Raw genomic sequence first — 12,619 nt, 5'->3', positions numbered from 1 at the left:
TTATCAAAACCATCAGTAAGCGGGCTTCTAAGCGAGTGGCACGCATAACAGCCTTGCATAAAGCTGTTATCGCGGGGCTCACCTTGCCAAGTGGCAATTTTATCATCACCGATAATTTTCCACTGCGACATATTGGTCGGGCTTGTTTGAGCTGCCTTTATGATTTTTTTAGTTTTATGTTCGTCCGTTATATCGTTGTGGCAAGATTTACAGCCCACATTTATATTTGAAAAGTGCGTATCAAAGTTTTCTTTTTCAGTATTGTAATTACGCTTTAAATTATCCGAATGGCAATCGGCGCACATACCGTTCCAGTTTTGCAGTGGTTGCAACCAATGGAGGCGGTCGTTGGGTTTTACATCCTCGTTAGCATAGTTTGCATACCAACGCTGCCCGCCAAGTGCTTTGGCGCGACTATCCCATGCAAAAGGAAATACTTGGTACTTACCTTTTTCAACTTCAATTAAATACTGTTGCAGCGGGTCAAAGCCAAATACATAACTTACGGTGTACGTTTTTTTAGTGCCTTGCTCGGTCAAATCAATTAAAAAGGCATCTTTTTCTTTATAAAACACGGCTTTTTGGGAAAAGTGGGTAGTAGTTACATTATTAAAATCCCCAAGCACTGTATCTTTATTGGCTAAAGCCATTGAACTTGCATGATCTGATTGTTTCCAATCACGGGTTTGTGGTTGATGACAAGACTGGCACTCATCGTTTGCAATCGTTGAAAAACAGCTGCATAAAAAAAGAACAACAAAAAGGCTGTTTTTTATATTTATCATTTTAGAATCCACCTTTAATAGCTCACGAATGCATACTTAAAATTAAATAACGGGCCGCAGCTAAGCACTTAATAAATGGGCTTTACCTTTAAGCTGATACTGTTATTAGGCTTAAGTAATAGTGAGAAATTGAAAAATTAATTTTAAAATATCATACATCATATGTTTGCAATATTGTTATGTTTTGTTTAGTGTAGCGATATTGTGATTTATAAACGCATTATTTACAACTCAACCATAAAATTAACTAGCCGTAATAGTCTAATATAACCAATATGTTAGCTATGGTGTAATTAATATTTTTTAGCTATGTGCTTAACTATTATATTAAATAGGAAACTGTGATGAATAAGCTACTTGTTCTTCTTTCTGTATGTTTAGGCTTTTGCGTTAGTGCTAATGCAATGGCAAAAGCACAAACAGAAAAACCTAATATTGTTTTAATTTTTGCTGATGACGCAGGTTTTGGTGATTTTGGCTTTCAAGGTAGTACGCAGCTTAAAACACCTAATTTAGATAAACTCGCCCAAAGCGGTGTCCGTTTTACCCAAGGTTACGTGAGTGATTCTACTTGTGGTCCTTCACGCGCAGGTTTAATGACAGGTAAATACCAGCAACGTTTTGGTTACGAAGAAATTAATGTACCTGGTTTTATGAGCGGTAACTCGGCACTTAAAGGTGCAGATATGGGCTTGCCATTAGATCAAAAAACAATGGGCGATTACCTTAAGGAGCAGGGTTATAAAACAGCGGTATTTGGTAAGTGGCATTTAGGTGACGCCGACAGATTTCATCCTTTAAAACGTGGTTTTGATACCTTTTTAGGTTTTAGAGGTGGCGACAGAAGCTACTTTAACTATTCAGAACAAGAAATGAAAAATGGAAACAAACATTTTTTTGATAAAAAATTAGAACGCGACTTTGGTAATTACGAAGAGCCAAAAGAGTACTTAACCGATGTGTTAGGTAAAGAAGCCGCTAAATACATTGAACAAAACAAAGACGAACCATTTTTCATCTACTTAGCTTTTAATGCAGTACATACTCCGCTTGAATCAGATCCTAAAGATTTAGCTAAGTTTCCAAACTTAACGGGTAAACGTAAAGAACTTGCTGCAATGACCCTAGGTCTAGACAGAGCCAGTGGTTACGTACTTGATAAACTTAAAGAGCTAGGCTTAGATGACAATACTATTGTAGTTTTTTCAAACGACAACGGTGGTCCATCTGATAAAAACGCATCAAATAATGCACCACTTGCAGGTACTAAATCAAACCAGTTAGAAGGGGGAATTCGTGTACCATTTTTAATTAGTTGGCCAAAGCATATTAAACCAGGTTCGACTTACGACTACCCAGTAAGCACACTCGATTTACTGCCTACTTTTTACAGTGCAGCTAAAGGTAAAGCGTTAGGTAGTGATATTGATGGCGTTGATTTACTCCCTTATATTCAAGGTGAAAACACAGCACGCCCACATAAAGTGATGTACTGGAAAAAAGAAAACAGAGCTGTAATACGCGATAACGATTGGAAACTCATTCGTTACCCAGACAGACCAGCAGAGCTATACGACCTAAGCTCTGACATTAGTGAACAAACAGATTTAGCAGCAAAAAATCCTGAACGTGTTAAAACTATGTTTAAATCATTGTTTGAATGGGAATTAACGTTAGAGCGCCCGCGCTGGTTATTAAAAAGAAAATATGAAAAATATGATATAGACCGCATGGATAAATACCGTTTACCAGCAACTCAACCTTAATAACGCATAGGTAATAATAATGAAAATAGAATCCGTTGAAGCGCTTTTAGGCTGCGTAGGAAAACGTAATCAGCTATTAGTAAAAGTAGTAACCGAATGTGGCATAGTTGGCTGGGGCGAATCGGGTTTGTCAAATCGAGAGCAGGCAGTTATTGGCGCAATACAGCACTTTTCGGGTTTTTTAAAAGGGCAAGATCCGCGTAAAATAGGCCGTATTTGGCAAGAGCTTTATCGTAGTCATTATTTTGAAGGGGGCCGTGTAATTACAGCTGCTATTTCGGCAATTGATATTGCACTTTATGATATTTTAGGTAAGTCATTACAAGTGCCTGTTTATCAGTTGTTAGGGGGTAAACAACGCGAGCACATAGCGTGCTTTGCGTGTTGTTATACAGAAGCAGATCCTGATAAATTTGACGATTTAGTTAAAGAAGCAAAAGCGCTTATCGCGCTCGGCTGGACAACAATAAGAGTCATACCGAGTCGTTTTGACGACCCTGTTTTTTTTGAACCACAAGAATCTATAACGCGCACAGCTCGCTGCTTAAATGAGCTGCGTAAAGTTCTTGGGCCTGATATTACACTCGGTATTGATTACCATCACAGATTAAGCGTAGCTGAGGCCGCTTCGTTTTGCCAACGTTTAAAGCGCGACACACTCGATTTTATTGAAGAACCGATTCGTCATGAATCCCCTGATGCCTATAAAACACTGCGTACTTTAACGCATATTCCTTTTGCAATTGGTGAAGAGTTTAGCTCTAAATGGGCAGCTAAGCCTTATATAGAACAGGGGCTTACGCAGTATTTACGTGTGGATGTGTGTAACATTGGAGGCTTAACAGAAGCAATGAAAGTGGCTGGTTGGGCTGAGGCACATTATATAGATGTTATGCCACACAACCCGCTTGGTCCTGTGTGTACAGCAGCAACAAATCACTTTGCAGCATCACTACCAAACTTAGGCTTAATGGAAACACACCAAGGTCCATTTAGTGAATTTGGCGCCCATGATCCACTTCTTTTTCCTAAGCAGCATGTATTAACAGGCAATAAATTTACTATTCCTGAAGTACCTGGTTTAGGTGTTGAAGTGAACGAAGTCGCCTTTAGATTGGCAACCCCTGTAGAAACCGAAGCGCCGCATTTATCAAAGCGTGATGGTTCACATACCAACTGGTAACTAGTTTAGAGAATTAAATGAATACACTTACAGCGACTGTTTTTGATAACACACTAAATTTTGTCGGCGAGGGCCCTTTGTGGCACCCGATCACACAAACGCTTTATTGGATTGATTTTCCAAACCATATTTTGCACAGCAAAAAAGGCGACCATAAAGTTGGGCAACGCTTAGATGATATGGTTACCGCTCTGGCTTGGGTAAACAAGGAAACCCTATTACTAGCAGGTGATAAAGGCCTAAGTGCCTATAATACCAGTACGCATAAGCAAACTTTCTTGTGCAGTGTTGAAGCAGATAAACCTGACAACAGAAGTAACGACGGACGTGCCGATCCGTGGGGTGGGTTTTGGATAAGCACAATGCATGGCGATGCTAAAGAAAACGAAGGGGCTATATATCGTTTTCACAACGGAGTACTTACTCAGGTTGTTAGTGATTTAACGATACCCAACGGTATTTGTTTTGATAAGTCGCGTGCTAGAGCTTATTACGCAGATTCAAAAACGCAAAAAATTTACCGATTTGACGTCGACTTACTTACGGGTTCGCCAATAGGGGAGAGTGTGTTGTTTTTTGACTACTCAAGTTCAGCTGTATCACCTGATGGGGCTGTAATTGATAGCGAAGGCAACATGTGGATTGCACTTTGGGATGGCGCGCGTGTAGATTGCATATCGCCCGAAGCAAAGGTAATTGAAAGCTTAGCGACTCAAACACCTCGCCCTACCTGCCCAGCGTTTGGCGACGACGGTACAACACTTTACGTAACGTCAGCACAATGTGGCCTAGAAGATACCCCATTTGATGCCATACCTCACGGCACTACGCTTGCATTTAAAAATTCGGTAAAAGGCGTGTTTGAGCCTTGCGTTAAAATAGACGGCTTTTAGTTTTAAGTATTCACTTTAAATATTAATTTTGTGTTTTTTCCTCTTACATTAATTAGATGTGAGAAGAAAAACACATTGCACAGATAAACATCATATGTTTATATTGTTTTTACTAATTCTATCAATGTTATTCTTTTATATGTTGTAGAGCACTCATTACCAACACAGTAAAAGTATAAAAATAAAACTAAGGGTAATACATTGAAAGACACACACACACAATCAACAAAAGCAATTAAGTACTCCCTCATTGCAGCATTTGGCGGATTTGTATTTGGCCTAGACGCGGCCAATATATCGGGGGCGTTACGCTATGTTAGCTCGCAGTTTGAGCTGACCAGTTTACAAACAGGTAATGTAGTGGGTTGCGCCATTGTTGGCGTAATCATCGCACTGTTTTTTACAGGTACTTTATGCCAAAAATTTGGTCGTAAAAAGGTACTTATCGGCATCGCTTTAACTTATTCACTCTCTACGGTTATTTCTGCTTTTGCAGTAAGTTACCCCATGCTGGTTGTTGGACGCTTTATAGGAGGGGTCGCATTTGCCTCTATAACTGTCTCAGCCATGTATATTGGTGAAATTGCACCCGCTAATAAACGAGGCCAATTTGTATCAGTTAATCAGTTGCTTATAACGTTAGGTAGTTTATTTGCGTTTGTTGTTAATTACTTTTTTGTTAAAAACATGGGCTCAATTGAATGGTTAAATGAAGCCAATATTTGGCGTTATATGCTTGGCTTTGAAATTGTGCCTAATATTATTTGGTTTTCGTTATTAATGACGATTCCTGAATCTCCGCGCTGGTTAATGAGCAAAAAACGTGATGAAGAAGCACGCGCCGTATTCAAAGGTATGGGAATCAATAACAACGATACCGAAGTAGTACTTAATGATATTAAAGCAACCATTCAAGAAGATTCAAAAAACAGTGCGCTTGAACAACTTAAAGTATTATTTAGTAAGCCTATGCGTTTTGTTGTATTACTTGCTGTATGTTACGCAGTAGTGCAGGGCGCAACCGGCATGAACGCGGTATTGTTTTATGCACCTACGGTATTTGAACAAATAGGTATGAGCGTCGAAAACTCATTTTTACAAACAATAGTACTTGGTGCGGTATCGGTATTATTTACATTGGTCGCCATATTCTTTGTTGAAAAACTTGGCAGAAGAACATTAACGATTACCGGTTTACTGCTTATTGCTGTTGCGCATGTATCAATTTGGTATGGCTTTGAAAATGCCACGTACTCACTTAACAGTGAAGCAATAACCAAAGTTGCAGAGCAAAAAGTAGATATTACAAAGCTGCACGTTTTCGAAAATAAAATATACAGCACCGATGTTGCGCTAAAAGCAGATTTAGCCACTATTTACAGTAAAAAAGAGCTACCAGTTGTTACCGGTGCAATTATTAATGCCTCTATAAATATTAGCCCAGCGTATGTTTTATTTGGATTATTTGCATTTTTAGCCGCCTTTAATATGTCGATTGGGCCAATAATGTGGGTGATATTTTCGGAGATATTTTCAAGCCGAGTACGCAGTGTCGCGCTACCCTTTGCCGCCTTAGTACAGAGTATTTCTAGCTGGAGTATTCAGCAATTTTTCCCTTGGCAATTAGAAAACATGGGCGCAGCAAATACGTTTTTATATTACGGAGGCGTCGCTATTGTAGGCTGTATTGTTATGGCATTCATACTTCCCGAAACTAAGGGCAAGTCTATTGAGGCCATTGAACGCGATTTGGTCCCTGGGTTCAATAAATAAGGAATATGACTATGTCATCACGATTATTAAACGAAGTTGCTATTGTCACTGGCGCAGCCGATGGTATTGGAAAAACAGTTGCACGCGTATTTTGTGAGCAAGGTGCTAAAGTGTGTGTTGCTGATATAAATAAAGAAATGGGTGAAAGTGTTGTAGCAGAGCTAAAAAGCAAAGGTTTTGATGCTATTTTTGCTCATACCGATATTAGTGACGAAACGGCTATAAAAAACATGGTTGAAAAAGTAGTTAATGAGATCGGCAAGCCCAGTATTTTAGTTAATAACGCGGCTTTAATTAGCCCTGGGCGAAATGTAGATGACGTTACTCCACAAATGTGGCGAGATAGCTTTGCGGTTAATGTTGAAGGAATGTGGCAGTGTGCTGTAGCTGTACTTGAGCATATGAAAGACTTAGGCCGGGGCAGTATTATAAATGTAGGTTCTGTGCATTCTTATAAAATTGTACCAGGATATTTTCCGTATGCGGTGACTAAGCATGCGGTTATAGGGTTAACTAAAAACTTGGCCGTTGAATACGCAAAGCACAACATACGAGTAAACGCACTGTGCCCAGGCATGATAGAAACACCTATGGCGTTTAAGTCGTGGGAGCAAACAGACGATCCGCAAGCTTCACGCAAAGCAATGGGCGATGTACATCCTTTAAAACGAAATGGAACAACTGAAGAAATCGCTTATCCAGCAGTATTTTTAGCCAGTTCAGATTCGAGTTTTATGACAGGGCAAAGCTTAATCATCGATGGTGGCCGTTCTGTAATTTATCACGATTAAGGTGCTTAACTTAACACACTGTAAAGCTCATGGGTTTGAGGCTATTTTGCTAAAAAATAGTGAGCTTGCTATTACAGTTATTCCTCAGTTAGGTGCAAAAGTCACCTCTATTGTAAGCTTAAAACACAATAGAGAGTGGCTTGCTCACGATAAACAAATCACTTTAAAAATTACAAAAAGCAATGATTTTTCAGAGCATGATAGCGGTGGTTGGGATGAATGTTTTCCGGGTATTTCTTCTCAGTTGTACGAACATATCCCCAATAAAACGTATTTCTCACATGATCATGGAGAGTTGTGGTGCCAAGCATGGAAAATAACTAATACCCATATTAGCGATGAAGAAATAATACTCAGCTTACAAGCTGAGGTTTTTGACTCTACTTTTACATTTATAAGAACGTTTACCTTAAAAAAACACAGTAAGCGGCTGCTTGTTGATTACTACGTAAAAAATAACACAACTCACAATCTCCCTTTTGTTTGGTCAGCGCATCCTATTTTTGCCATAAAACCAGAGATGCGTATTTTAATAAATAACAAACATATGGAGTTTAAAGTTGATGAAGGGCTTAGTCGTTTTTATAACGTTAATAGTGCATTTATTAATTGGAGTGAGTGCTCAACTAAAGTCCCTCCGCTAAATAAAGTTATGCCCTATAACAGTAGTTTTGCAAGTAAGATTTTTAGCAAACACTTAAATACGGGCACTCATAAAGATCAAAGTATAATTGTAAAACTGGTTGATGATAAAGCTCAGCAAAGCTGCGGGTTTGAATTTTCATCAACAAACATAAGTCACTTAGGGCTTTGGTTTAATTACAACGGTTGGTCTGCCAATGAGCAGCTACCCCCTTTTGTACTTGGGATAGAACCTTGTATAGGTAGTAACGATTCTTTACACAAAGCCATGGCGAGTGAAGAGGAAGGATTAATTAAAGGCAATGCTCATAAATCTTGGCATATGAGTTTTTTTGTTAACTAAATGTATTTTGTGTTTGCTCAATCAAACATCATATGTTTAAATAGTTATTATGTATTGAGGCCTGTGTGTCTTACTTTAGTCATTTAGCCCTTAGGGTGTTGTAGATAATAATGGAGCGACAGAATGCTTTCTAAACAACTGTATATCGGTGGAAAATTAATAACGAGTGACGCAACGACCGAAATTATTAATCCTGCAACACTCGAAATTGTAGGCGAAATTTCGGCTGCAGGTATTAATGAAGCAAACATGGCCTTAGAGTCTGCGCAAGAAGCATTTTCAAGTTGGTCAACAACGCCTGCAATAGAGCGTGCTCAATGGATGCTTAAACTGCGTGATGCAGTAATTGCAAACGAGCAACACTTACGTGAATGCGTGCATTTAGAAATGGCTAAACCATGGCAGTCAACCGCTGATGACTTTCAAATGTTAGTTGATAGCCTTAATTTTTACGCCGATGCCATTGTTAATATCGCCGATGAAGAAATAAAAGATAATGAAGGTACGCACAGCCACGTTCTTTCGCGCGAGCCTGTTGGTGTAGCGGCTGCATTTTTAGCATGGAATTTTCCATTATTAAACTTGGCTTATAAATTAGGGCCGGCTATGGCTGCGGGTTGTCCGCTTGTAGTAAAACCGTCAAGTAAAACGCCTTTGTCTGCTTATGCAGTAGGCGAATTATGTGAACAAATCGGCTTGCCAGCAGGTGTGGTTAATATACTTTCGGGCATGGATAGCACCGTAGGCGATGCCATTTCAGCGTCAACTATCCCCTCTGTACTTACTTTAATTGGTTCTACTAATGTGGGTAAACATGTAATTGCAACCGGAGCTACGTCAATCAAGCGTTATTCAATGGAACTTGGTGGTAATGCACCTGCCATTGTATGCAGCGATGCGAATTTAGATAACGCAGCCGATGTAATTTGTGGTGTTAAGTTTGCCAACGCAGGGCAAATTTGTGTTACCCCAAATCGTGTATTTGTACACGAAAGCGTTGCAGACGAATTTATTGAAAAAGTACTTACTCGTGCAAAAGCAGTAAAAGTTGGTTTTGATAAAAACGAGGCCATTGATATGGGCCCCGTTATGGATGCTAACTCATGGCAACGGATTGATGAGCTAGTTAAAGATGCACAGCAAAATGGCGCACAATTGCAATTAGGTGGTAAAAAACCTACAGGCGTTAATGGGTATTTTTACGAACCAACCGTGCTCACAAATGTTGATTCTAGCATGAAAATATACAAAGACGAAATATTTGGCCCCGTTATTAGCATTATTATATTTAGCGATAACGAACAAGTGCTTAGTGATGCAAATGATACTGACGCTGGTTTAAGTTCATTTATTTTTAGTAGTAACGAAGACACGATTTCTTACTTTGCAAAGCATTTACGTTTTGGCGAAGTTCAGGTTAACGGCATTAAATATAGCATTAATTTACCTCATTTTGGTATTAAGCAATCGGGCGTGGGTGTTGATTGTTCGTTGTTAGCTTTAGATGACTACCTTGCATATAAACGTGTTTCTCGCGCGTTAAAGGTTTAAGGAACAGACTATGAAAATCACACAAATTATTAGCCACGTTTTACAGTACGACCTAGAAGAAGAACTTGGTTATTCTCAGCAGTATTACGCTAAACGTACCGCCCATTTAGTTGAAGTACGTACCGATATAGGTATTACAGGTTGGGGCGAATGTTTTGGCGGTGGCGGCGTTGCGTTTGCCAATAAAACAATTGTTGAGCATGTAATTCAGCCTATGATTTTGGGAATGGACCCACTCGACAGAGAAGTGATTTGGCATAAAGTTTATAACTTACTGCGCGATCATGGCCAGAAAGGCATGCCTATTCAGTCTTTATCTGGTGTAGATATTGCTCTGTGGGACATTGCAGGTAAATTTTTAGATCAACCCGTTTATAAGTTACTAGGGGGTGCTTTTAGAGACCGCATTCCGGCTTATGGTTACGGCATGATGCTACAAAAATTTCCAAACCTGGAAGAGCGCTTTACCGAAGAAAGCCAACGTATTAAAGAAATGGGCTTTACGGCCATGAAAATGAAAATAGGCCTTTCGCCAGACCGCGATATTAAGCTTGTTGAAGCTGTTCGTAAAGGTATTGGCCGCGATATGCGCCTAATGGTTGACGCTAACCATGCATATACAGCGCGCGAAGCTATTCCGCTAGGTCGAGAGCTGCAAAATTTAGGCGTGTACTGGTTTGAAGAACCGGTTGCACCAGAGGATCATCAAGGCTATCGCGATTTATGTGAAGCACTTGATATGAGCATAGCTGGTGGCGAAGCTGAATTTACCCGCTGGGGCTTTAGAGACTTAATTAAAAACCGCTGCGTTGATTTACTCCAGCCAGAAGTGTGTGCGCTCGGTGGTATTACCGAATATCAAAAAGTATTAGCTATGGCACACGCGCATTTTGTGCCTGTTATAAACCATGTTTGGGGTTCGGCTATTGCGGTAGGTACTAATCTACATTTATTAGCTGCGTTACCTGATTTGCCAGGTGCTGCACATCCAGTACAACCAATGCTTGAGTACGATACAACGCCTAACTTGTTTAGGGAGCAGTTGCTGCAAGAGTCTCTAAACATAAATGAGCAGGTTAAAAATAATAACGGGACTGTTGCGCTACCACAAGGTCCAGGCCTTGGTATTGAGCCCGACCTTGATTTTATTAAACATTACGAAGTATCAATTTAATAAATAAGGGCAAGGCTTATGAGCGATAACAAAAGCAACTTACCAGCATTAATTGTGGTTGATTGGGGGAGCTCTAACTTTAGAGCTTTTTTAGTCGATGGCAAAGGCAGCATTTTAGATACTGTTAATGGTGAGCAGGGCGTACTTTGTATTAAAAACGACTGTTTAGAAACCGTATTACTTAGTTATATATCAGGCTGGTTATCAAAACATAAAACGCCGATTATTATGGCGGGTATGGTAGGCGGTGCTATTGGTTGGCAAGATACAGGCTATGTAAATGCGCCAGCTAATCTCGGTAGTATGAGCGTAAACCTTTGTAAAGCAAATAATAAAGCAGGCTTACAAATTAGTATTGTGCCGGGTGTTAAATACGTTATGGAAAATAATGTATGCGATGTAATGCGCGGTGAAGAAGTACAAGTATTTGGTGCCGTATTAGATGTAGAGCAAACAGCGGGTGAGCTAAGTAACCAAACCTTGGGTGAGACTATGTTTTGCCTACCCGGTACTCACTCTAAGTGGGTTCAAGTTGCAAAAGACACCCAACACAAAACGGTTATTTCGAGCCTTAGTACGTTCATGACCGGTGAAATGTTTGATTTATTGACTAAACAAAGTATTTTAGGTGAAGGATTACAGGCACTAGGTAAAACACCAACAGATATGCCAAGCTTTTTAAAAGGCGTTGGTGTTAGTCAAGTTCAGAGCAGTTTATTAAGTGCATTATTTAGTGCGCGTACTTTAAAGCTAGATAAACAATTAACGCTGCAAAACGTACCTAGTTACTTATCTGGTTTACTTATTGGCGCTGAGCTTGCGGGTATTAAAAGTAAGCTAAACGACATTAAGCATGTTTATTTAATTGGTAACTCAAGTTTAAACACTCTGTATCGTGAAGCATTAAAAGAACTCGGCTTTACTTCTTCTATTTTAAGCAGTGCAACTGCATCTACTAAAGGCATGTTTACACTAGCTGTACAGGCCGGTTTAGTCACTGAAAAGGAAACTCAATTATGTCATTAATTTCGTTAACTGATGCTATGAAGCAACTACCACTGGTTGCTATTTTACGCGGCATTACACCAAGTGAAGTGCTTGATTATGCAAAGGTACTTATTGATATTGGCTACCGCGTTATAGAGGTGCCACTTAACTCTCCAGATGCATTGAAAAGTATTAAGTTATTAAGCGATGAATACGCAGATATAGCCATTATTGGTGCGGGGACGGTTGTTACTAAAGACGAAGTTGATCAGGTAATTAAAGCGGGCGGCCGTATTATTATATCGCCGCATAGCGATGTAGAGCTGATCCGTTTTAGTAAATTAAAAGGACTGTATTGCGTACCAGGATTTTATACACCCACTGAAGGTTTTGCTGCATTGCATGCCGGTGCAGACGCGCTTAAGTTTTTTCCAGCAGATACAGCAGGTCCAAAAGGCTTAAAAGCAATTACAACAGTGCTTTCGGGTATTGATATTTACCCTGTGGGCGGTGTATCGCCTCAAAACCAGGATGAATTTGTTATTGCAGGGGCATCGGGTTTTGGTTTAGGAAGCGGCTTGTATAAAGCAGGAATGGGTTTAGAAGAATTTACGACTAATGCTAAAAATTATGCTGAATATTATCTTTAATTAATTTTTAATTAAATTGCGATAAAACGTTGTTGTGCTTGCATCGCTACTCATCATTCCTCTCACATTAAATGATGAGTT

Annotated in this window: 11 protein-coding genes; 10 read left to right on the top strand and 1 reads right to left on the bottom strand. The window is 39.6% G+C overall.

Translation table 11 applies throughout. The features are described from left to right. On the bottom strand, positions 1-785 hold a 785-nt coding region (locus NRL14_RS18660; RefSeq protein ID WP_306725334.1), incomplete at its 3' end, for a multiheme c-type cytochrome. Between the two features lie 344 nt (positions 786-1,129). On the opposite strand from NRL14_RS18660, the gene NRL14_RS18655 reads away from it, so the two are divergent. From NRL14_RS18655 to NRL14_RS18610, 10 genes are all read left to right on the top strand, one after another. Beyond that, positions 1,130-2,551, top strand: coding sequence for a sulfatase (locus NRL14_RS18655; protein WP_149605825.1), 1,422 nt, complete (start codon positions 1,130-1,132; stop codon positions 2,549-2,551). Positions 2,552-2,570: 19 nt separating this feature from the next. Next, a complete protein-coding gene (locus NRL14_RS18650; RefSeq protein WP_149605826.1) occupies positions 2,571-3,734 on the top strand; it encodes a mandelate racemase/muconate lactonizing enzyme family protein in 1,164 nt (387 codons plus the stop codon). Positions 3,735-3,751: 17 nt separating this feature from the next. Further along, the gene (locus NRL14_RS18645) at positions 3,752-4,627 is read left to right on the top strand and encodes an SMP-30/gluconolactonase/LRE family protein (protein WP_149605827.1); all 876 of its coding nucleotides are present in this window, start codon (positions 3,752-3,754) and stop codon (positions 4,625-4,627) included. A gap of 201 nt (positions 4,628-4,828) precedes the next feature. Then, complete coding sequence (locus tag NRL14_RS18640) at positions 4,829-6,400, top strand: sugar porter family MFS transporter (protein ID WP_149605828.1); 1,572 nt, start codon at positions 4,829-4,831, stop codon at positions 6,398-6,400. An 11-nt stretch (positions 6,401-6,411) separates the two neighbouring features. Then, positions 6,412-7,191: a glucose 1-dehydrogenase gene (locus NRL14_RS18635; RefSeq protein ID WP_149605829.1), complete on the top strand. Its 780-nt coding sequence runs from the start codon at positions 6,412-6,414 to the stop codon at positions 7,189-7,191. 46 nt (positions 7,192-7,237) lie between these two features. Then, entirely contained in the window at positions 7,238-8,176 is a 939-nt protein-coding gene (locus NRL14_RS18630; RefSeq protein ID WP_188085508.1) for a hypothetical protein, read from the top strand. Between the two features lie 123 nt (positions 8,177-8,299). Then, positions 8,300-9,727, top strand: coding sequence for an NAD-dependent succinate-semialdehyde dehydrogenase (locus NRL14_RS18625; protein ID WP_149605831.1), 1,428 nt, complete (start codon positions 8,300-8,302; stop codon positions 9,725-9,727). 10 nt (positions 9,728-9,737) lie between these two features. Further along, a complete protein-coding gene (locus NRL14_RS18620; RefSeq protein WP_024594150.1) occupies positions 9,738-10,901 on the top strand; it encodes a mandelate racemase/muconate lactonizing enzyme family protein in 1,164 nt (387 codons plus the stop codon). 18 nt (positions 10,902-10,919) lie between these two features. Next, a complete protein-coding gene (locus tag NRL14_RS18615; RefSeq protein WP_149605832.1) occupies positions 10,920-11,927 on the top strand; it encodes a 2-dehydro-3-deoxygalactonokinase in 1,008 nt (335 codons plus the stop codon). Next, the gene (locus tag NRL14_RS18610) at positions 11,918-12,538 is read left to right on the top strand and encodes a 2-dehydro-3-deoxy-6-phosphogalactonate aldolase (protein WP_149605833.1); all 621 of its coding nucleotides are present in this window, start codon (positions 11,918-11,920) and stop codon (positions 12,536-12,538) included. Before NRL14_RS18615 ends, NRL14_RS18610 begins: the two co-directional genes overlap by 10 nt. Positions 12,539-12,619 lie beyond the last annotated feature (81 nt).

Source organism: Pseudoalteromonas sp. 20-92, assembly GCF_030847595.1.
Classification (GTDB): Bacteria; Pseudomonadota; Gammaproteobacteria; order Enterobacterales; family Alteromonadaceae; genus Pseudoalteromonas; species Pseudoalteromonas fuliginea.
This window is presented reverse-complemented; position numbering and strand designations above follow the sequence as displayed.